Origin of the sequence: Bacillus sp. XT-2 (assembly GCF_025696525.1) — a bacterium.
Lineage (GTDB): Bacteria > Bacillota > Bacilli > Bacillales > Bacillaceae > Bacillus > Bacillus halotolerans.
On the sequence record NZ_JAHVOC010000007.1, the window covers coordinates 67,721 to 89,100 of the forward strand.

The following is a 21,380-nucleotide window of genomic DNA, read 5'->3' on the forward strand; positions in this document are numbered from 1 at the left end:
GGTTTCAGGACTTTTTAAGGGAAAGCTACAATTCAACAAGAACAAAGAAGGAAAGGATGAGATTTCTAATTAAGATCACAGAATCACAATAAAAGGATTGCTTTATGCAGAATGGAGGACAAAGGGATAGGGTACATCAGATACATAATCGAAACAGCCTGGTTTAACTTAGTTTGGTATAAATGTCACCTTGGAGCGGACATAAGCATATTTGACAGCTGCGAATGGAATACATATAAACGTATAAAGAATAAAAATAAAATAAGTGGAGGTTATTTGAATGATAAAGACGAATCTGCATAGCAACCACGTTGATGAAATTATAGGTGAGTATTACGCTGCTAAAGGATATTCAGTCCAGAGCATTGATCGTCAGGAAAATGGCCAACTAATTGTTGTTGCGCAACGAGAAACAGGGGAAATGAAACCGAAGAAAGTTGATTTAGCATTTGATTTCATACATAAAAGACCGCATAGAAAGAAATATCTTGCTTAAAAGGGGATGAGAAAATGGACAGAATGAAGGAGCTTATTAGGAAGAATCTATGTCTGAAGAAGATGTTAGAAGCCAACGAAAGAGAGATACTTGAGGAGAAACGCAAAATAAGAACTCAAAAATTTTCTCGAAAGTTGATCGAAAGACAGAAAGAAAAAGCATTAGTCTAAAATGAAGTCGACAATGAGTTAGTTATGAAATTGATGAAAGAAAGGAATTAAAGAAAGAAAGGAATTAAAGAAAGAAAGGATTTAAATAATGATTAAAACAAGGCTATTCCAAGATGAATATTGCAACGGAGAATGGGTTGAAATTGATAGATTAATAAATGGCTTCATAAGATCAGAGTCAATTGAGGTAGTTGATATAAAATACAATTCCTTTAATACTGGTCGAACTCATAATACAGCGCTGCTCATCTATAGAGAAGAGATTTAAGGTTATCAGATAGTGATGTTGAAATCGTTAAAGACTGCACAGAAAGAAACGTTTAGCATAAAAAAGGCAAAGAGGAATTAACACTCTTTACCGTTAGATTTCTTTTTTAGACGATCACAGATAAATTTCATTATACTGATAGCTATTGCAACAGATCCAATTATTAATGTAATTTGAAGGATGAATATTACTCCGAAATTTATATTCACATTGTCAAATAGGTCACTGGAAAAGGAAAGAAGCTTATGAATACCCAAGGCAAGTATGAAAAAGGAAAGGCATATTACGACAAGGGATGCTTTAGAATAATCTTTAGCATGGTCAAAATTATAAATTGCTATTGATAAAAATAATAAACCCGTAGCGATCTTGTGGGATAGCGAATCATTCGCCGAAAATGATTGCACTACTATGCTGATGAAAAATCCAGTAATACCGATTGTTTTACTCAAGGGATCACCCACTCTTATGTAAGTTAGGTATGAGTTTACCAATTAAAGGGGATTTCCTCAAGATGGTACACATTAAAGTTAAATTAAAATCGTGATTTTAATTAGATTAGGGGGAAACCAATGAATCAAGATATTCAGTTTTTAAAAGAGTTGCAGAATGAGTTGAGAACTCAAGACATCGACAGTCAAGCTGCGCCGCGGTTTTGGACAGTCGGTGATTATGAATGGGTTGAAGCTCGGGAAGAAAACGCAGAACGCTATTCTGTATACCTGCCATATATTGCAGAATCATATGTTTTTAGATGATTATCTAGAAGAAATAAAAGAAGATAGTACGCTGTCTAAGGAAGCTTTAACAGAGTTGAAAAAGGAAGACTTTGACGATCCTATTGAGTGGATTCAAAAATACATTGATGAAGAAGCAGAATTAATTCCAGAAAGAAAGGTTCACATTGTACGACCGGATACAATGTTTTTGACCAAAGAAGAAGCGAAGAGACACATCAAATTGAATAAGCATCATTACACTTCTGAAGCACATACTTACGCAATGACAGCTTGGAGAGCACCGAAAGTTGAGCGGTTGCTTAACATACTTGAATCGTTTGATTGGAAATCAATAGAGACTTTAAATAAAAGATAGTTTTTAACTAAACATATAAGGATGGATCGTTATCGAAATTATAAACAAATCCGATAACGATCGCAGAAGGGGATGTTAATCTCTATAGCGGCGTCTTTCCTCAAAGTCATCGGGATACTCATTCTGCTTTGACTTGGACTTGAATACATACCATATTACAGCAGCTAGTGAATAATCCATGACTTTATCAAAAGTCCAATTTGTGAAAAGATCCATAAGAAATTTCAATACCTTTCACCTCCGAGACAAAAATGCCCTTTCTCTTTTAGATGGCATGCGTAAGACACGCCTCTATTAATAAAAGAGTGAAAAGTAATATGAAAATCAAAAAAGAATTGAAAAAATATAAAAAATTGAGGTGGAATAAATGATTAAACAAGAACGAGAAGATTATTTAAACAGGCTTGCTGAATACGGATTGACAGAAGAAGAGGATGAGGCAATGACAAGTATTATGGACGATTTAGGGCTGGATTGGTGATCAAATTAAAATCAAAATAAAATATTTATTTTATAGGAAGGAGGCAACCAAAGTGCCAAATCAAGAGCAAATAAAACGCATGAATGATATTAATGACTTGATAAAGCTTATTGCAAGCATTGATCATCGGACATTCTACCGCAAGTCAAAGGATCGTATAGCGTATTTCAGGTTTAAGAAAAAACTGTTCTTCGTTGATGATTACACGGGTGATGACGTTTATCCGTATGAAATGGGATACGGGAGTCCAAACGGCTTTTCCCATGGGGGCAACATGTGGCAACTGGTCAACAGTTTTAGAAAGTTCATTATAACAGGGAAATGCGGCGAACTGAGGGATTATAAAGAAATATGGGCTTACAGCTATGAAGGATGTATGAAAATCCGTCAGAAGGCAAAAGAAATAGGGTTTATAGAGAGTGTTGATTATCCTTATAGCTTCGATGATTGGATGATAACTTATTGATCAATGTACTAAATTTTCACTCGGATTTTAAAAGCTAGGCTCTAAGGAGCTATGTAACGGAGAGATTACACTCTCCAGGATTCGAAGGAAGGAATGCGGAGTTTACCGTGCTTAGTCTTAAATCTGTGCTTAACCTTACATAATATAGGCTCAATAAATACATATTCTTCAGATTCAGACTGTACTTGTTTCATAGAATGAAATTTGCCGCGTTCTGCATGGGGCATGAATTCCATAAACCCAGCTGCAGTGCCGTCAGGATAAGACAGAAGGAATTTTATATCCTTCTTGGTGTAGCCGGTTATGAGAACCTCAGTGTAATCGTAATTGATCACTTTCAACCAATTATGCGAACGTTTATTGATCTCATAAGAGGAGTCAGCTTTCTTGAGTACGATGCCCTCTAAGTTCTTTTCTTTGGCCAGGTTAAAGTAAGCTAGTCCGTTACCTTGAATTCCTTCGATTACAAAGACATTAGGATGATTTAGCTCAAGGGAGTTCAGAACTGTCTTACGCTCTGTGAGCGGCTTAGCTGCAATCGGCTGACCGTCTTTGTAGATAACATCAAAGATACAGTAAACGATCTTATGGGCTGATTTTTTGGACATGAAACGTTCCATTACAGCCTCAAAGTCAGGAGCGCCACCTGGGGCAGCTACAATGACTTCACCATCAAGTACTGTTCCATCTGGGATATCTAAATCCAAGAGTTCAGGAAACTTGCTTGTTACTTCGTTGTTGTGACGAGTGTATAACTTAATCTGGTTATCAAATTTAGAAAGAATGAGTCTGATTCCATCAAATTTGAGCTCAGTGATATAGTCCTCGTCCTCAAATGGTTCTTTTATCGAATGCAATAACATTGGCGATACAAACAAAATATCACCTCCTACTTAGAACATATTAGCTAAGCGAAGGTGATATATAAAGCAAAATAGCACTGGTACTTAATGGGATTCGATTTTGCTGTCATTCTAAAGAGAATAGTTATCTTCAGGCTTGATACACGAAAATCAAAAAGGAGGAATGTGATGCAGCAAACAGTAGAGGCTAAAGAAGTTGAAGTGTTGATCAGGGGAATTTGGAGAAAGAAAAAGTTCACTGATATTCAAAAGGGGCAAACCTTTAAGATTGAGGAGAACGGAAGAGTAAAGAAATACATAGCAAGAACAGATCCTTATTGGGATGACATGTATGAGACTTACATAATTGATTTGTTAGATAAAAACAAAATTAGAAGAAGTAAGTGAACAGAAATCTTGATAAAACAGAGATTTTATAAAGATAAAAATAAAATTAAATGGAGGCTGTACAATGAGGGAAATTAAGTTTCGAGGAATGGGTATCAACGGTGAATGGTATTACGATAATCTATCAATCATTAAACAAAAAATAAAAAGCATGGGCATTGATCCTGGTTCTTATATCTCTAATAAAGCTGGTGTTCCATTTGCCTACAAAGTGAGACCGGAAACAGTCGGGCAATACACCGGATTAAAGGACAAGAACGGTAGGAAGATTTATGAGGGGGATATTCTCCGTGTGTGGGAAGAGAATGAACATGTCCCTAATCGTGATAGCGGTGGAGGCATTATTGACTTTGACATTATCGAAGGATTTTCACAGTTTGGAGTAGTTGACTTTAAGAGTGCTTGGTTTACTTATGAAACTAAAAAGCATCAAAAAGGACGAGAAGAAGATATTTTTGCACCATTAGATTTTACTAATAACTTTGAAGTCGCTGGGAACATCTATGAAGATTCAGAGCTTATAGAATCTAAATAAAAACGATATTTCAACCAGAGTCCAGGGAGGTAATGAAATGAACTTATATGAAATTATGCTAGAGCACTTTGCACCCAAGGGAAGTGAGCGGGGCATCTTTACATATGTGCTTGCTCAATCTGATGAAGAAGTATATGAATGGTTGAAAACTGATCCAAGCCTGTCTGACGGCAGGGCAGTCTATACCCCATATCAAGACAACGAAGCAGATGGTAAAACATATGCAATTTATAATCAGAGCTTTGATATTGTTGGTCATGAAAAATATAAAGATCGAATGATTCGATTAAAAGGTGAGTTGAATGATGAAGTTGAATTAACCGATCTTTATTACGGAATGACCTTAGTCGGGTGGAGTATGGTGAAAGCGGATATTCCAAGTGAACAAATTGAATTGTTAAAAGATACTGGCATCAGTATTGAGTCTGCATAAAAGTAATTTTTTATTCGGAGAAGGGGGTGGTACTAATGTGATTGCTTATAAGATGAAAGTAAAAAATAAAAATAAACCTATTTAAGGAGAGTTGTTGATTGTTAAAGTTTAAAAACAGAATAGTAGAAAAAAGAGTTAAGGGGGCAGAGAAGGCAAGCTTTGGCGGGCCAGTCCTTCTCTACCGCACACTCCGCGGATTCGCGAAGCTATATAAGTATATCACAGACAAGAAGTCTTTTCCAATCCTAGCTACTTCATTGTTTGCGTTATGTAATCCCAGTTCAGTTCTAGCTGCAGATAAGTATAGTAATTTTAAAGAGTTGAAAGAAAATGAGTCACCTTTGAGCTATAACATTCTAACTACCGATGTTGACAGGAGAGTGCTTATTCTGGCTCCCCATGGTGGAGGTATTGAAGGAGGGACTAGTGAGCTTGCAAGAGAATTAAGTAAGTCTTACTCTGCCTATCTATTTGAAGGTTTAAGGATACCAGGAGCTTCTGAGTTGCATATTACAAGTACGAATTTTGATGAACCTCAAGCTTTAGATTTATTGAGTAAGCATGATTTAACAATCTCAATTCATGGGTATGCATCAAGTAAGAAACACACTTTAGTTGGTGGGACAGACAGAGAAAAAGCGGAAAAGATCACATCATTACTTACCGATGCAGGCTTTTCTGCAGAATTGCTGCCTGAAGGGTCCCGTTTAGCCGGTACAAATGAACAGAACATTGCTAATAAAAATAGTACTGGTATGAGTATTCAACTTGAAATAAGCACTGAACAACGAAGAGAAATGTTTAATACTTTTACACTAGCTGGACGGAATGGAACGCAGAATCAAGTTTTTTATGACTATATTGCTGTTCTAACTAAATTCATTAATGAAAATGTGTATTGTATGGCTGGTGTAGCACCATGACATTGTTGAATAAATCCATACGATACTATGTTGACTTTGATCAGTGGGGAATAAATGCATTTAACTCGAATCCAATTGAAACAACTAAAGGATTTAATGAAGCTCTTATATATGCATCAGAGAACAACTTTCCTATTGTTGAAATTCCAAAAGGGAATTTTATTATTGATTCAGTAAATACATTAAATCAACGCAATCCTGAAGTAGGCGGGGGAATTAAAATCCCATCAAATATGGAGCTCCTTTTAGATCCAGAAGCAGTATTTCAAGTAAATCCTAATGGGTATCAAGGCTATTCTTGTTTTTATATTGGGCTTGCAGAGAACGTAATAATTAGAGGAGGTCGTATTATAGGTGATCGATATCAACATGATTATTCTCTAATTGATACCGATAGAAAAACACATGAATGGGGATTCGGAATACATGTTCATGGGAGCAAAAACGTTTTGATTGAAAATGTAAAAATCTCAGATTGTATAGGAGACAACATTTGGATTGCAGCACACGGAATGATGAATTATCCAGGGATGGCTTATACACCTTCCAAAAGTGTGACCGTAAGAAAATGTGAACTGAAAAGAGGGAGACGGAACAATTTAGCTACTAACGGTTGTGAAGGGTTATTGGTTGAAGACTGTGATATAGAGGAAGCTGGAGGAGATACAATTGGCCCTCAACTAGGTATTGATTTAGAGGGCTACGGAGAAAACGGAAGAAAGTATGATCATCCTTATGAGTTAACGATATCGGATTGCAGGTTTAGAAAAAATGGTCGTGGTTCGGTTACTGCTCATACAAGCGGTAAAGTTTCCATCAAAGATAACTACTGTGACAATGTTATTTCATATGGCTACAGTACAGATGTGAGTATTAAGGGTAACAAGGTAATAAATGAAGGGGAGTCTAAAGAGTATGGAATAGACTCTGTAGGCGTTTCGAGCACTGAGACTGGCAACAGAATTCAAATTACTGATAACAATATTCAAGGGTTTAAAATAGGCATGATGATTAGAGGGAAAGGGGTATCGATTGATAATAATACCGTAAAGAACGCTTCAAATTGTGCAATAGCAACACATATGGCCGAAGATGTTACCATTTCAAACAACAGAATACAGGACAGCGATTGTATTCAGATCCAGGTGAGGAATTCATCAGATATTAAAGTAAGCAATAATAAAGGGAAAGGGACAACCTCAGCATATGCGATTAAAGTGATGGATTCTAATGATGTCACCTTTATAAACAATAAGTTCTCCAATCTATATGGAGGTCTATATTGTGAAAGGTCACAGTCCATCAGAATTAAGCAAAATGATTTCTTATTAAGTGGAAAAGGTTACGGAATATATTGGGATAAAGATTCAGAAGTCTTCCTGACAAGAAACGAGATATTTGAACCAAGAAATGTTGCAATTATGGGGGCAGCTGATATGTACAATATCAGAATAAGTGATAACCAGATATATAATTGCAAAGCAATCATTGCAATCCACTTAATAGGTGGTTCTGATCATATGTTAAGAGGAAATGAAATCATGTTTAACAGAGAGTCAGATCAAGGCTATGGAATATATTTGAACGGAACAAATAAGGTACGTTTAATTAGGAATGATGTTCAAGGCATTGGTACAAAAGTACTTTCGCATCCATATGCAACGTTTAATGCTTCCAGTACAACTTTAATACATAATACATACGACAGCGGCACACCTAGATTAGCATTAGATGATACAGTAATCGATTATAAATAAAAAAGCACACATAAGAACACTTGTTCCCTTTTGTGATTTGGTATATAATTTAGCAGTACCAAAAATTACAAAACAGGGGATGAGAGTATGAGTGAACAGAAGCTTAGAATCGGAGAAATACGGTATGAGGTTTTTGATGATTATGATCCATTTACAGAGGAGTATTTAGGAAAAACTCTAGCAAATGCATATTTTATTGCTGAAATTAAAAAGGAAAATGTAGCTCAAGTAGGGAATAGGAAAATTAATTACTCAAGCGATGTTAAAGTTGGTTTTGATGCTTTCGGGGAAGAAACAAAAAAGAAAATCAAAGAGCATCTTCTGGCTGCATATAGTTTAATAGCAGAAGGGGCTAAGAATGATGGTCTGGTGGAATTTTAACTAGAGTCAAGCTGGGCTAGTCTAAGATTAGCCCAGTTATCATACGGACAAAGGGGTTAACTGAATGTCAAACATCATTTCTAAAGAGCAAGATGAAGCAATTAAATACTTTAGAAACAAATTAAATTTATCTGAGAAAGACTTATACATACCGTTGATTAATTTTGAACTACTTAGGGACAAGAACGAACAATATGCTAACATTCTTTACGAATTATATAAAAATGACCCTTATTTGTTTATCAGAGCATTAAAAGAGGGATACGTGGTTAATCAACCAATTGCATTTGATGAGGCCATTGTACGTTTCTTTAATGGAGAAAAACTGGCTATTGTACATAAAACAACCGGCAGAAGATACAATGTAAATGTGAAAATGAAGCAGCTACCCGACGGATTTACAATGCAAACAATGGATGTATGGTTATGGAGTGAAATTGTTTAAATATTATAAATCCATGATATAATTCTCTTTAATCCTAAGGGAGAGTATTAAATAAAATGGTTTTTTGGGGGTTAAAAAAGTGATTAATATTATTGGAGGATGAGCTACTATAGAAGTTAGAGGCGGAGGCTGACCAGCATCAGCTCTAGGAGCTGCCATTAGGTGGCTCTATGACCTTATAACCCAATAAAATGATAATTTTATTCGAATTAGAATGATTGCGAATGAAACACAAAAATAAAAAATATAAAAAGTTTATAAAACACGTAGACAAATATAAAAAATATGTATATAATAAACTCAAGTTAAAGGGAAGGAGGCGAATTACTTGGAGGTACTTGGGATAACAGAGAAAGCATTTAACTATTACAGAGAAAACGTTAAAGACAACAAGACCATTACCCCTGATCAGGCACTGTTAAAGATGATAAGGAATGTCTTACTTGTCAAAGAAACTCATCCTGAGCGAGTTAAAAAACGTTTATTCTACACAGAGTATGCTTACGGAAACATGCTAATCAAAGTTAACAGAAAAAAGCAGGTATTTGAAATTGTAAATAAGTCAGGATGCTTTTCTGACCAAAATGATTGGAAGTTCCCAAAAAGAAGGTACATAGAACTTAGTAAAGAACTTGGAATCAAAGACTGCAAGTTTAGTAAAATTACATATTCAAAGAAAAATCAAAATAGACAAAAATAAAAATAGAGGATGATAATTGTATATGGCATATAAGAAAAAAGATGATATTAAAATTAATAAAAAACACGGGGGGAAAGAATTCACAAACAATTTTAGGTTTGTTGGTTTAGTTAAACCTGTTAGAAAAAAAGATCCAGAAACAGACAGTTGGTATGATGCTGAAATTTTCGAAACAACTGTTACACAAACAAAGAAAAACAGAAGGGTGCTTCAGTTTAATATCGAAACTGCACCTTATAATGAATTAAAAGTAGAGCTTTCTGGCATGGAACGAGATTTAGTTTATGCTTATAGTTCTGTACATAAAAAAACAGTTCCACTTCCATGGGCTGACCGAAACGATAAGACTAAATTACCTGATGAAACATATCATGTCATTACGCCAGAATGGGATGCAACTGAACAATTAGCTAAAATCGTGAAGCCAGGTATGTGGGTAGAAGTTCAAGGCCAGTACGAATTTGATTCTTTTGAAAACAACAACGGAGAAGAAATCAAATTAGTGAAACGAATTATTAAAAGAGTTTATCCATTGAAAAATGGAGAAGTTGAAATTAAAGGTGTGAAAGATGGGGATCAATTTAAAGTGTACGACTCAGAGGAAGATGGAATCTGGCTCGGTAGTGGAAAAGCAAAAGAAGGTGTTGCAAAAGTTAAGGTGGGTTGGTTAAACCCGGATGGTGGAGATTTATTCATCACCAAAATTACTGACGATGGTGAGGGGAAACGTTTTAAAGTAAGTTACACTGATGATGTTGTTGAAACGGATAAGATTAAGGTGTCGAATAACATTCAAAGTGAAGTTAGAGTAGTAGAAGCAGATGGCAAATACAATTATGTACCTTATGTAAGAGACTTTGCTTCTGAAGATTTTAAAGAACATAACAAATTTGAAATGCAGCTAGGGATTAAGAGTACATACCAAGACGAAGAAACAAAGGATACAAAGGTAAATGGTGTTTATCTTGATCATGGAAAAGAAAAAAGTGTTCCAAAAGATGTTGAGCTTATTGTTTATTATAAAGAACCAGAAGAAGGCAAAAAACCTTTTGCAGATGCATTTGTTGGTTTAAAGAGAGGCGATTTTCTGGTTGTTGAAGGGATAGACAATAATAGAGCACAATTTACACAAGTCGAAGTTGCAGAATCAGAGGAAGAGAATCCTTTTGAAGATGTAGGGGAAAAAGTTGCTTCTTTTGAGACAGTCTCAACTGGAACTCGAAAGGGTCTAGAAGTATTGAGATACATTGTCGGTACATGGAAGAGCGAATTCTTATCGGAGGAAGAGATTTCTAATGAGAAAAAACCTATTGAAGATCCTTTCGCTGAAGTAACTGTAGACGACGATGACCTGCCTTTCTAAGATAAGTTGCGACTTAATAATAATTAAATTATAAGGAGAGATTGAATGAGTTTCCGTAAGAAAATTAAAAATAACACGCCAAAGGTTGAACTACAATCGATCATGACACTAGTAGCAGGAGGATATAAGACAGGTAAGACACGTCTTTGGAAAGAGGTAACTGAATTACACTATTCAAACCCCGAAGAAGCTTTATTATTGTCTTTTGAGGACGGGTACGAGACATGGCAGCTAGACAACATCGTTCCTCTCCATGATGAAGGAACAGATAAAAACCTTTGGAAAGTGTGGGATTACTTTAAAAAAACAGTTGTCCCGGAATTAGTTCAAGAGGCAAAGACAGGGAGAATCGTTAAGCTTATTGGAGTAGATACAGCAGATAGAGCGATCGATGCTTGTACAGCTTGGATTCTGTACGATAGAAATAAACGCTATGGGAAAACTTTTGAGTCACTTCAAGATATTTCTGAGTCAACTAACGGCAAAGAAAACGGATGGACAGCTCTTTATGAAGAACTAAAAAAGCCTTTTGACACATTAAAAAATGCAGGCTACGGACTGATGTTTCTGGCCTGGACAAAAGAAAAAGAAACCACCCTATATGATGGAATGAAATATAATTCCGTTCAATTAATGATGCCCAACTCTGGAAGAAAAGTTTTTGAATCACAGGCAAGTCTAATCTGCTGCTTACATAATGAAGTTTCTGTATTAGATAAACAAGGCAATGAACTAGAAGATAACATTAAAGATAAAAAAGGACGTGATAAGGCAAGTAACTTCCATGACACAAAAGTTATGATGTACTTTAGACCATCTGAGTATGTTGAAATTGCAGGCGGACGTTATACTGAACTACCTGAAAAAGTTGAATATAGTGCAGAAAACTTTTTAAAGACATTCGAGAATGCGGTGCTTGGTCAAATCAAAAAGACTAATCGAACTGTACATGAGATAAAAAAAGAGGAAGAACAACTCAGAGAGGAAAAAGTCCAAGAAGCAGCTGAAAAAGCTGCAAATGATCCTCAGACGTATTTAGACGAGATCACGTCTTTAGTGTCTGACCAACCACCTGCAGTGAAACGCCAGCTAGCTGATGCCTATGCAACAAAGTTTGATGGGCAAAAGAATTATAAACAACTTAATTCGGTAGAAGATCTTAAAGAAGCTTTAATAATCACTAAATCTGTACTTAATGCAGTTTAATAAAGGGGAGTTTTTCTCCCCTTAGTTTATAAAAGGAGAGCGGATATGAGGGAAGTTAAATGCCAGTGGTGCGGGTCTAAAGGTGTAAAAAAAGGAATGCTCTGTGAAGCAAAACCAACTGGGAAATACAATAAAAACGGCACTGAAAAGTACATAAGGAAATATTTTCACGATAAGTGTTATGTTCAATATGAGAAGGATAAAGCGTTTAAAGAAAAAGAAGCAAATGAATTTGATGAACTCTACCTATACCTTAAAGATCTACATAGACTAGAGGGATTAAGTAAGAGAATGATTGAAAGGTTACAGGATCTAAGAAATGGAACGGTTAAATATCAAAGTCAAAAAGTTAAAAGATATAAAAAAGGAGTTCCGTTTAGAGACATTTTAGACACCTATAAGTATTCAGAACAGCAATTACATAAAGCAAGGGATTACAAACAGTTCGAATCATCTTGGCACGAATTTGCGTATTTCTTGAGTATTATAGTTAGTAACATAAGTGAAGTAAAAGAAAGGAACAGACGCTTAGCACAGCAAGACTCAATTCGTACAAGCGTTATAAAAAAACAAATTCAACTTCAGGATGAAATTGATCTTGAGGTTAAAAGGAATAAAAGCAAGAAGGATGAATTAGATATTTCAAGTTTATTATAGGGAGTAAGCAATGACAAAACAAAAATATATAGAAGAATTTGTTGAGCCCTCACATATTCATGAAGCTCTATTTGTAGGTTATTTATGGTCAAATCCAATGCTTTATCAAAGATACAGAACCCATAAAGTCTCAAGTGAGACGTTCACAGAGTCCATTTGGTACTTCTATTACACAGTAGGGTCTCAAATGTTTGAAAATGGTATTAGAGACTTTGATGATAAAACAGTATATTCATTTCTAGTATCTAGACCCAAAGAAAAAAATAAAAAAAGTTATATCGACGCTTATAATGACTTTGGTGGTTTTGAATCAATAGAAGAGTTAATGAACGAATGCAAAAAAGACAGCCATAATGAGGAATACCATTTTAATGAAATTCAAAAGTATGAGAGTTTAAGAAAACTGCAGCAGGCCTCACTAATTGATATTACGAACTGCGAGTTAATCTATAAACTGACTACAATGACTTTAAAACAATTACAACTGTATATGCAGTATAAACATAAAGAAACCTTTGCTCACATTAATTCTGGTGATGTAATTGAACATGACCTTGTGGATGGGCTAGATGAAACAATTGAGGATTTAGATTCGGGGGAGTCTATGGGATCACCATTGCATGATTCACCTCGATTAAATAGGAAAATTAAAGGTTGGAAAGACGGTTCTCTTTATTATTTAGTCCTATCCTCCGGTGTTGGGAAAAGTTCAATTGCAATGGAAAAGTTCATTTTAAGTCTTTTTGAAAACCAGGAGAAGGCGATTTTAGCTATAAACGAAGAAAGTGTAAAGAAATGGCGTTCGCTACTACTTGCGACAATTTCATCTAAGGTATTAAAGAAACCAATTAACAGAGAAAAATTATACGAAGGTAATTTTAAACAAGAGATGTTAAATAAATTAAATGCAGCAAAAGACTGGGCATGGGAACGAGGACAAGGATTAATTAAAACACTGGAGTTAAAGAAGTATCGTGTAGAGGATATCCTCAGTCGTGTAGAGTTATATAGACCCAAAGGATACAACAAGCTTATAATCGATACTTTTAAACCTGATAGATCACAAAAAGATATGGCTCGGTGGGAAGCCTTTTCAAATTCAGCACAAGAATTGCACGATTTAATAAAAGAAGATAATCAAAATGTTGGAACGTTAGCTACTGTGCAGCTGAAGTTAGGTAAGGAAACAAGGTTTTTGGATCTGGACTCAACAGGTAAGAGTATGGAAATCAACGAGGTAGCTGCCGTTGTAATGATGGGCAGATTGCTTTTTGCAGATGAATACACTGGTTCTAAAAGTAAATACGAGTTAAAACCGTACAACTATAAAAAAGATGGATTAGGAAACTGGTATGAAGAAGAGTATAAGTTAGATCCTAAGAAAACATACTTAGTTCTTTTTCTAGCAAAGAACCGTTTCGGAAGTGAAGAAGAGCAGATTATATATGAAGTGAATTACAGTATTAACTCGTTCGAAGAAGTTGCATATGTGAAGGTTCCAAGAATAGGAGGATCATTCTAAGAAGGTGGCGATTAATGTCCGATCTACAAACCATTAGGGAAAGAATTTATAAGGAAGAAAAAATACAAGATGTTTTAGAAGCTCTTGGATGTTGGGGAATTAGCACCGAACAAGGAGGTAAGTTGTTTGTTGCTGGACTTCCTGACGGTGATAATGAACGAAGTGTTCAAGTCAAAAACACACCCTCTTTAACTTCAAATATCAGAAGCAAGGGAATATCAGGATCAATATTTGATGTCATATCCTACATACTTTATGAAGCTAAATCTGAAGATGATAAAAAAGCATGCCTTTCAAAGAGCAAATTTTGGTTATGCAATAAACTAAATTATTTAGAGTACATAGATGGATTTTATAAATTAACAAAAGAAAAAGAAAAACCACAACCGAATAGATGGCTGCACAAGCTTCAGAAAAATCGTAATAAGGAAGATGGAATAACCGATGAGAACGAAATATTGCCCGAAAGTGTTTTGGATCAGTACGGAAATATTCCGTATTTAGGATGGTATAATGAAGGATTGTCACTTAGGACACAAAAGCTTTTTGGTGTAGGAATTGATGTAAGATCTGAACGCGTAACTTTTCCGGTACATAATAAGAGTGGTCAATTAATTGGTGTTAAAGGGCGATATATTGGAAATGACCCAGTGGTTAATGATAAATATAAGTATCTCTATATACAGCCCTGTAATAAGTCAATTGAATTTTATAATTTACATAGAGCTCTCCCTCACATTAAGAGACTGAAAGAAGCAATAGTGGTCGAAGGTGGCAAAACCACCTGGTATTTAACTCAATGGGGGGTTAAAAACTGTATTTCGATTGAAGGAGACAGTATGTCTGATGAGCAAATAAGGATACTTAAAAATTTAGGAATTGGGATTAAATTTGTATTTGCATATGACAAAGACAAAGATGCCAAATTCATTGTTAATGAGGTATCCAGGCTTACAGGCAGATTACGTTACGGAATTTATGACAAGGACAACCTTTTATCTGATAAAGATTCGCCTACAGATAAAGGATACGATGTTTGGACTTCCTTATACGAAAACAAATTTAAAATAAATAGATAGGATGGATGCTGTTGATTTATAAACTTATAGGGGAGAATCATTATAAAAATCCTATTTATACAATAATAAAGAATAGAGATATTAATGCTGATACGTTCTTTAATTTAAATTCATCAGTTATAAATCATTATTCCCTATTAAATAATATGGATAAGGGCATTAATTGTTTATTGAAACATATTGAATTAAAGAACAATATATTTATCCAAGTTGATTCTGATTGTGATGGGTATCTATCAAGCGCAATCCTAATTAATTACCTAAATCAAGCCTTTCCTGGTACTAAAGTAAAATGGAGGCTTCATGATAAAAAAGATCATGGGGCCTCATTGGAAACAATACCAGAAGATACGCATTTGTTGATTATTCCAGATGCAGGAAGTAACCAATATGAGTTACACCGAGAGCTAAAAGAGCGGGGAATAGATACGTTAGTACTTGATCACCATGAATGTGAAAAAGAATCAAATGCTGCAATCATTATAAATAATCAGCTCTCAAATGAGTATCAGAACAAAAGACTTTCGGGTGTGGGTATTGTTTATAAATTTTGTAAAGCTTTAGATGACAAACTTGGTTTAGACTTGGCTGACAGCTTCTTAGATTTAGTTGCAATTGGGAATATTGGCGATGTAATTGACTTACGGGAACCAGAAACACGCTATTATGTAAAGAAGGGCTTAAAGCAAATTAAAAACCCGCTGATAAAAGAAATCGTGGGTAGACAATCATTTTTCTTAGAAGGAAATATAAATATACATTTTACGGCATTCTCTATTGTTCCATTCATAAATGCAGCTATACGCTACGCAACAATGGAGGAAAAGACAGATATGATGAAGGCATTATTAGGCAGTCAAGAATCTGTTTATTATCCGAGGAAGAAAATATACGAGCCCATAGTAAAGTCAGTTGCCAGAAGAATTGCAAATACGAAGAATAGGCAGAAAAAATCACTTGAAAAACCAGTTAATGCATTAATTGAGCAGCTTATCAAAGAAAATAAAACGAATGATAAAGTAATAGTTTTAGATGTTTCCGATGAATTAAAATCCTCATTTACAGGGCTTGTAGCTACCCAATTAGCTAAGAAGTTTAAGAGACCAGTATTGTTAGGCAGGAAAACAAAGGAAGGGAAATTTGGAGGGTCTGCAAGGGGATATGAAAAAAGTGGAATTAAAGACTTTAAACAATTACTTACTGAAACAGGCCTTTTTAACTTTTGCGAAGGGCATGCAAATGCATTTGGTTTTGAAATAGAAGCTGAATACTTTGAAAACTTGAGTACTCAATTAAACAGCATTATTGAAGCAGATGTTTTATTAGAAGATGTTTATGAAGTAGACTTCATTATCCCCGCTGCAGACATGGATGCTACTTTAATTAAATCTATACATAAATATAGGGACGACTGGGGATCAACAGTTGAAGAACCCCTAATAGCAATTGAAGGTATACAAATAAATAATACTGATGTAAGAGTATACAAAAACAGAACATCAACGTTTGTTATTAATGTTGGAGAATACAAATTGACTAAACCGTACTATAAAGGCGATTTTGATGAATTGTTTGATAATGGAGACGAAACATTTTATTTAGACGTTGTTGGTAAATGTAAGGTTAATAAATATGAAAATAAATCAGCTCCTGCAGTAGAGATAGTGGATATCGAAGTAACAGATAGCTTCTTATTTTAACGGGATGAGGTGATGCCGTGATTATAAAACCAAAGTTAGAAACGGATATAACAAAACTATACGTAAAACATTGGGTAAATGACTTTGATGAGATAAATACACTATTTCATAAAGATGAGCCGAAACTCTGTGTTCTTGACTCAGAGACTACAGGTTTACATATCATTAAAGACAAACCGTTTATGTGGGTTTTTGGATGGATGCTCCCAAAAGAAAAAAGAACAGATGAAATTAAAGGAAGGGTATTTGCTTTTGACTCTAAAGCCGAAATTCTTTTACAAGTAATTGCCCTAACAAAAAAGTGTGTAATGACTGTTGGTCACAATGTGAAATACGATTTGCACATGTTAATAAACGGCGGTATTTCTGAAAAAGTTGTTTACGGGTTGAAAAATATTACAGATACAATGGGCCTTTGTAGGTTTTCCTTTGACGCTGTATCTGCACGAGATGGTGGAGATGTTTTAGGGCTTAAAAAAGTATCAGAAAAGTATATTGATCCTAAGGCTGGCGAGTTTGAGAAGGAAGTAAAGAAAGAACTACGAAAAATAAATGATGCTAAGCGAAATATATTAAAAGAATTATTAAAGCCCTATAAAGGATGGGGACTTGGAAAAATTAAAGAAGCGTACAAAGTAAAAAAGCGAAACGAAATGGACTACTTTACAAAAGAAAAAAAGCAACGGTGGCTGAAGGTGCCTGAAGAAATTGAAAATGTTTATTTTAAATGGATGGAAGAAAATCCTTTTGCAGATTACTCTGAAGTAGACCGAGATATAATGATGGAATATGTCCATAGTGATGGTATCTATACATTAGAGTTAGTTGAATTTACTTACCCTACAGTATTAAAAAGAAAACAAAAAGCCATTCTTGAACAAGAAAATAAACTGATAATCGAATTATTAAAAATGGAACGTGTTGGTATGAAAGTAGATATGCCTTATCTGCACAGCTGCTTTAAAAAATGTGAGGACGAAATTCAAAAACTGTATGAAGAACTATGGGGAAGTGTTGGAGAATATTTCACCGTTTCTCAAGGGACAGTAATTGCTGATTACTTTGAGAAAAAGCTTGGAGAGAGACCAGAAACAACTGATAAATCTTTTCTTAAAAAACACAAAGATGATCGTGTATCCCAATTAATTACAAGACTTAGACGACTTGAAAAGTGGCAATCGACTTATATCTCAAGGATTATTGAAGTGGCGCAATATGATAATCATTTTTATACTCAGTATGGGCAGTTTAACACTGTGTCTGGAAGGCTGGGATCAGATGCGCAGCAATTCCCTAAAGAAAGAATTCTAACAGAGGAAGGAGAGCTCTTCGAGAAAGAAAATGGAGAAGGTAAGGCACCGATTGAATATGAAATTTTCTCTCCGAGGCGAGCATTTATAGTTGAAGGAGGAAATTACAACAAAATTGCATACTTTGATTTATCACAAATAGAGTTAAGAGCACAGGCAAACTATACAGTTCTGTTGAAGAAGCCTGATTTAAACCTATGCCGAGCATATATGCCTTTTAAATGTACTCATTACATAACTGGTGAAGAGTTTCGTTTTGATACGAAAGAAGAAAGAGCAAGGTGGTATGAAAAGAAAGAAGACGGAACTTCAGTTTGGCTTCTTGAAAACGGAGAGAGCTGGACTCCCACTGATGTCCATAGCGAAACATCACATAATACATTAATGGCATTGGCATTTAAATGTGTAGACAAGTATAAGCAATACGAACATGAAAAAGAATCTTCAGTTGATGAAAAATCTTTTAAAAAGTTCTGGAGATACATAGGAAAGATGTTTAACTTCATGCGAAACTATGGAGGCGGTGCTAAAAAAGCATCGGAAGCACTTGAAGTCTCAATGGAAATTGCTAATGCCCTTGTCTCAGGTTGGTCAAATACCTTTCCAGAGGTATCTTATTATCAGAAACAAGTTGCAGCTAAAGTACAAAAGAATAGCTATGCAACAAATATGTATGGGAGAGTTTATTTCCTTTCAAATACTGATAAAGCATACAAAGTAGGGAACTATCTTGTACAAGGCTCATGCGCAGATATGTTAAAAGGATATGTTATTAGGATTGGGGAATTTTTAAGAGAAAACAATTGTAAAACTCTTCCCTTAGCTAATATTCATGATGAATTGCAGTTTTTAGTGTACAAGGGTGAGGAATGGATTTTTCCTCATATTAAACGAATTATGGAAGACGTTGAGTGGATGCAAGTGCCTGTAGTAGTGGATTTAGAGATTACAGAAACTACATGGGCTGATAAAAAAGAAGTCCAAATTAAAGCAGCGTAAATTGAAATAGCTAGGAGAGATGAAAATTTTCAAAAAACTTATAGACAAACATAAAAAATATGTATATCATAGAATTAATGAAATGACACTTTTTGCTACAATTGGTTTGTTAGGAGTAGGGCTCGTATATAGCGCTAAAAACTTGTATACACATCAAGACAATCAAGTCTCAATAAAAGAGTCATTTTATCTAAATAAAAAAGAGGTGAGGAAAAAACTTATTCATGAAATTGACGTTTCAAGAATCCTTCCCAGGCTAAAGAGTGAGGAAGAAAAGCAGGCTGAAAGTAGAAAAAAGTATCTTAATGCGACGATTACATATCTAACAGAAGAAAATAAAAAAGCAGCAAAACATACAAAAACAAAAAAAGTGCAAAAAACCAATAAAAAGAGAAGTGAAGATAAATCAGCTTCAAAGGCAATGAAGAGTCATGAAGTTGTTGCCACTGCTTACACAGCGTTTTGTTCTACAGGGTGCATAGGGAAAACAAGAACCGGCTATGATGTATCAAACACATCCTATTACAATGGAAAAAGAATAATCGCTGTTGATCCAGAAATAATTCCTTTGTATTCATTAGTTCAAGTTTCATATGAAGGGAATAGCTTTCAAGCATATGCAATAGATACAGGAGGAGATATTAAAAATAATCGTATAGATATTCTGATGGACAGTGAGCAAGAAGCAAATGCATTTGGTCGTAAAAATGTAAGAGTAAGCTGGTAAATCGTTCCAAATGACAGAAAGGTATAAACATTTCAACAATTCGTTCGATGCAATACATAACATGAAATATATCCCAAGGAAAACTATTACATAGAGAGAGTGAAGAGGATGTTCATTTTAGATAAAGAGGCTAGGGTCAAATCAACTGGGGAGTGCGGGGTTATTGAAGCCATCTACCCTGAAACAAAGACAGTGGAACTTTGTTATTATGATGGAACTTATGATGAAAGGAGTTTTGATGATGTTGTTATGGCAACAAGCAGTTAAAATTTCAAGACAAAATTAAAAAATAGGGTGAGATAATTGAAGTGTATTCAAATTGAAATGTCATTCACAGACGAATATGGACAGGTAACCAAATTAAATAAGACTTATAAACCGTCGATTATTGAAGAACATAAAGGGGAAATCCCTGGATTGTTGTTAGATGATTTTAAGAGGTTCTTGTCGTCCCTTGGGTTTAATGAAAAACAGGTTTCTAGAATAGTAACAGAAGATTAAGAGGTTTTTTATTGAGGGGAGGTGGTATTAAATTGCCTAAATACTGGAGTTATCCTGTTGGGCTAGCTGTAGAAATTAACAATAATGCACGATATGGATGCCCACATCATGTGGGGAGAAAAGGAAAGATTATCGAGCATTTACATTCAGCTACATATGACTATGCAGTTAGCGATGAAACAGGTGACATTACTTACTTTAAAGAACATGAATTAACACCACTAAAGGGAGGTTTAACTTATGTTTAAAAAAGGTCAAAAGGTAATTGTTGATTTTACAGATGAGATTGGAGCTGTTGCGAAAATTGATTATCGATACAACCAGATAGAAGTAAAGTATCCAGATGGCACTTACCAGGTTGTTGGATTTCATAAAATAAGAAAGGTGGAGGATTAATGACATTGATTATATTGGAGGGGCCTGATTGCTGCTTTAAATCAACAGTTGCAGCAAAGCTAAGCAAAGAACTGAAGTACCCAATTATCAAAGGTTCAAGCTTTGAGTTGGCCACAAGCGGGAATGAGAAATTATTTGAGCACTTCAACAAATTAGCTGACGAAGACAACGTGATTATTGACAGGTTTGTTTATTCTAACTTGGTATATGCAAAGAAATTCAAAGACTACTCTATCCTTACAGAGCGACAGCTTAGATTTATTGAGGATAAAATTAAAGCAAAAGCGAAGGTTGTATACTTACACGCTGATCCAAGCGTTATTAAGAAAAGGTTGAGTGTACGTGGAGATGAGTATATAGAGGGAAATGATATCAATTCAATTTTAGACTTGTACAGAGAAGTTATGATCAATGCTGGATTACATACATATTCATGGGATACAGGACAATGGAGCAGCGATGAGATCGTAGAGGATTTGATTCAATTATTTGAGTGAACAAAAAGGAAGGAGTGAACTAA

The 21,380-nt window shown here is 35.0% G+C and carries 26 protein-coding genes and 2 pseudogenes; 25 read left to right on the forward strand and 3 right to left on the reverse strand.

Features of this window, described 5'->3' with window-relative positions; genetic code table 11:
- The first annotated feature begins 280 nt into the window (after positions 1 to 280).
- A complete protein-coding gene (locus tag KXD37_RS17235; protein WP_263463336.1) occupies positions 281 to 496 on the forward strand; it encodes a hypothetical protein in 216 nt (71 codons plus the stop codon).
- Positions 497 to 510: 14 nt separating this feature from the next.
- Entirely contained in the window at positions 511 to 666 is a 156-nt protein-coding gene (locus KXD37_RS17240) for a hypothetical protein (protein WP_263463337.1), read from the forward strand.
- 345 nt (positions 667 to 1,011) lie between these two features.
- Here KXD37_RS17240 and KXD37_RS17245 read toward each other — a convergent pair whose 3' ends face one another.
- The gene (locus KXD37_RS17245) at positions 1,012 to 1,386 is read right to left on the reverse strand and encodes a YoqO family protein (protein ID WP_263463338.1); all 375 of its coding nucleotides are present in this window, start codon (positions 1,384 to 1,386) and stop codon (positions 1,012 to 1,014) included.
- Positions 1,387 to 1,506: 120 nt separating this feature from the next.
- Between KXD37_RS17245 and KXD37_RS17255 the strand changes: the two are divergent.
- Positions 1,507 to 2,029 (forward strand): annotated as a pseudogene (locus KXD37_RS17255) (hypothetical protein).
- A gap of 3 nt (positions 2,030 to 2,032) precedes the next feature.
- Here KXD37_RS17255 and KXD37_RS17260 read toward each other — a convergent pair.
- Positions 2,033 to 2,257 (reverse strand): annotated as a pseudogene (locus tag KXD37_RS17260) (hypothetical protein).
- 305 nt (positions 2,258 to 2,562) lie between these two features.
- Here KXD37_RS17260 and KXD37_RS17265 point away from each other — a divergent pair.
- Positions 2,563 to 2,976, forward strand: coding sequence for a hypothetical protein (locus KXD37_RS17265; protein WP_263463341.1), 414 nt, complete (start codon positions 2,563 to 2,565; stop codon positions 2,974 to 2,976).
- A gap of 65 nt (positions 2,977 to 3,041) precedes the next feature.
- On the opposite strand, the gene KXD37_RS17270 is transcribed toward KXD37_RS17265, so the two are convergent.
- Positions 3,042 to 3,854, reverse strand: a complete 813-nt coding sequence (locus KXD37_RS17270) for an ATP-dependent DNA ligase (RefSeq protein ID WP_263463342.1) — start codon at positions 3,852 to 3,854, stop codon at positions 3,042 to 3,044.
- A 150-nt stretch (positions 3,855 to 4,004) separates the two neighbouring features.
- Between KXD37_RS17270 and KXD37_RS17275 the strand changes: the two genes are divergently transcribed.
- The 21 genes from KXD37_RS17275 (at position 4,005) to KXD37_RS17375 (ending at position 21,357) form a co-directional block, all read left to right on the forward strand.
- Entirely contained in the window at positions 4,005 to 4,226 is a 222-nt protein-coding gene (locus KXD37_RS17275; RefSeq protein ID WP_263463343.1) for a hypothetical protein, read from the forward strand.
- 64 nt (positions 4,227 to 4,290) lie between these two features.
- Positions 4,291 to 4,761 (forward strand): YopX family protein, encoded by a 471-nt coding sequence (locus KXD37_RS17280; RefSeq protein WP_263463344.1) that lies wholly within the window; start codon positions 4,291 to 4,293, stop codon positions 4,759 to 4,761.
- A gap of 37 nt (positions 4,762 to 4,798) precedes the next feature.
- Positions 4,799 to 5,194, forward strand: coding sequence for a hypothetical protein (locus tag KXD37_RS17285; RefSeq protein ID WP_263463345.1), 396 nt, complete (start codon positions 4,799 to 4,801; stop codon positions 5,192 to 5,194).
- 98 nt (positions 5,195 to 5,292) lie between these two features.
- Positions 5,293 to 6,117: a gamma-polyglutamate hydrolase PghZ gene (gene pghZ, locus KXD37_RS17290; protein ID WP_263463346.1), complete on the forward strand. Its 825-nt coding sequence runs from the start codon at positions 5,293 to 5,295 to the stop codon at positions 6,115 to 6,117.
- On the forward strand, positions 6,114 to 7,874 hold the full coding sequence (locus KXD37_RS17295; RefSeq protein WP_263463347.1) for a right-handed parallel beta-helix repeat-containing protein: 1,761 nt from the start codon (positions 6,114 to 6,116) through the stop codon (positions 7,872 to 7,874). Before pghZ ends, KXD37_RS17295 begins: the two co-directional genes overlap by 4 nt.
- Before the next feature lie 87 nt (positions 7,875 to 7,961).
- The gene (locus KXD37_RS17300) at positions 7,962 to 8,255 is read left to right on the forward strand and encodes a hypothetical protein (protein ID WP_263463348.1); all 294 of its coding nucleotides are present in this window, start codon (positions 7,962 to 7,964) and stop codon (positions 8,253 to 8,255) included.
- A 64-nt stretch (positions 8,256 to 8,319) separates the two neighbouring features.
- Entirely contained in the window at positions 8,320 to 8,700 is a 381-nt protein-coding gene (locus KXD37_RS17305; protein WP_263463349.1) for a hypothetical protein, read from the forward strand.
- 328 nt (positions 8,701 to 9,028) lie between these two features.
- On the forward strand, positions 9,029 to 9,400 hold the full coding sequence (locus KXD37_RS17310; RefSeq protein ID WP_263463350.1) for a hypothetical protein: 372 nt from the start codon (positions 9,029 to 9,031) through the stop codon (positions 9,398 to 9,400).
- 22 nt (positions 9,401 to 9,422) lie between these two features.
- Positions 9,423 to 10,763, forward strand: a complete 1,341-nt coding sequence (locus KXD37_RS17315) for a hypothetical protein (RefSeq protein ID WP_263463351.1) — start codon at positions 9,423 to 9,425, stop codon at positions 10,761 to 10,763.
- A gap of 45 nt (positions 10,764 to 10,808) precedes the next feature.
- Positions 10,809 to 11,969, forward strand: coding sequence for an AAA family ATPase (locus tag KXD37_RS17320; protein WP_087960913.1), 1,161 nt, complete (start codon positions 10,809 to 10,811; stop codon positions 11,967 to 11,969).
- A gap of 45 nt (positions 11,970 to 12,014) precedes the next feature.
- Entirely contained in the window at positions 12,015 to 12,626 is a 612-nt protein-coding gene (locus KXD37_RS17325; RefSeq protein ID WP_263463352.1) for a hypothetical protein, read from the forward strand.
- A 10-nt stretch (positions 12,627 to 12,636) separates the two neighbouring features.
- Positions 12,637 to 14,148, forward strand: coding sequence for a DnaB-like helicase C-terminal domain-containing protein (locus tag KXD37_RS17330; protein ID WP_263463353.1), 1,512 nt, complete (start codon positions 12,637 to 12,639; stop codon positions 14,146 to 14,148).
- 14 nt (positions 14,149 to 14,162) lie between these two features.
- Positions 14,163 to 15,227 carry a DNA primase gene (locus KXD37_RS17335; RefSeq protein ID WP_263463354.1) on the forward strand — a complete coding sequence of 355 codons (1,065 nt, stop codon included), beginning with the start codon at positions 14,163 to 14,165 and terminating at the stop codon, positions 15,225 to 15,227.
- A 5-nt stretch (positions 15,228 to 15,232) separates the two neighbouring features.
- Entirely contained in the window at positions 15,233 to 16,927 is a 1,695-nt protein-coding gene (locus tag KXD37_RS17340; protein ID WP_263463355.1) for a DHH family phosphoesterase, read from the forward strand.
- 17 nt (positions 16,928 to 16,944) lie between these two features.
- Entirely contained in the window at positions 16,945 to 19,236 is a 2,292-nt protein-coding gene (locus tag KXD37_RS17345; RefSeq protein ID WP_263463356.1) for a DNA polymerase, read from the forward strand.
- Between the two features lie 25 nt (positions 19,237 to 19,261).
- Entirely contained in the window at positions 19,262 to 19,963 is a 702-nt protein-coding gene (locus KXD37_RS17350) for a 3D domain-containing protein (protein ID WP_263463402.1), read from the forward strand.
- 108 nt (positions 19,964 to 20,071) lie between these two features.
- The gene (locus KXD37_RS17355) at positions 20,072 to 20,230 is read left to right on the forward strand and encodes a hypothetical protein (protein ID WP_033885423.1); all 159 of its coding nucleotides are present in this window, start codon (positions 20,072 to 20,074) and stop codon (positions 20,228 to 20,230) included.
- A gap of 36 nt (positions 20,231 to 20,266) precedes the next feature.
- Positions 20,267 to 20,464 carry a hypothetical protein gene (locus tag KXD37_RS17360; RefSeq protein WP_041336515.1) on the forward strand — a complete coding sequence of 66 codons (198 nt, stop codon included), beginning with the start codon at positions 20,267 to 20,269 and terminating at the stop codon, positions 20,462 to 20,464.
- A 32-nt stretch (positions 20,465 to 20,496) separates the two neighbouring features.
- Positions 20,497 to 20,712, forward strand: a complete 216-nt coding sequence (locus tag KXD37_RS17365) for a YorP family protein (protein ID WP_019712328.1) — start codon at positions 20,497 to 20,499, stop codon at positions 20,710 to 20,712.
- Positions 20,705 to 20,860: a hypothetical protein gene (locus tag KXD37_RS17370; protein ID WP_263463357.1), complete on the forward strand. Its 156-nt coding sequence runs from the start codon at positions 20,705 to 20,707 to the stop codon at positions 20,858 to 20,860. The genes KXD37_RS17365 and KXD37_RS17370 overlap by 8 nt, the downstream gene beginning before the upstream one ends.
- Positions 20,860 to 21,357, forward strand: coding sequence for a deoxynucleoside kinase (locus KXD37_RS17375; RefSeq protein WP_263463358.1), 498 nt, complete (start codon positions 20,860 to 20,862; stop codon positions 21,355 to 21,357). Before KXD37_RS17370 ends, KXD37_RS17375 begins: the two co-directional genes overlap by 1 nt.
- The last annotated feature ends 23 nt before the right edge of the window (positions 21,358 to 21,380 follow it).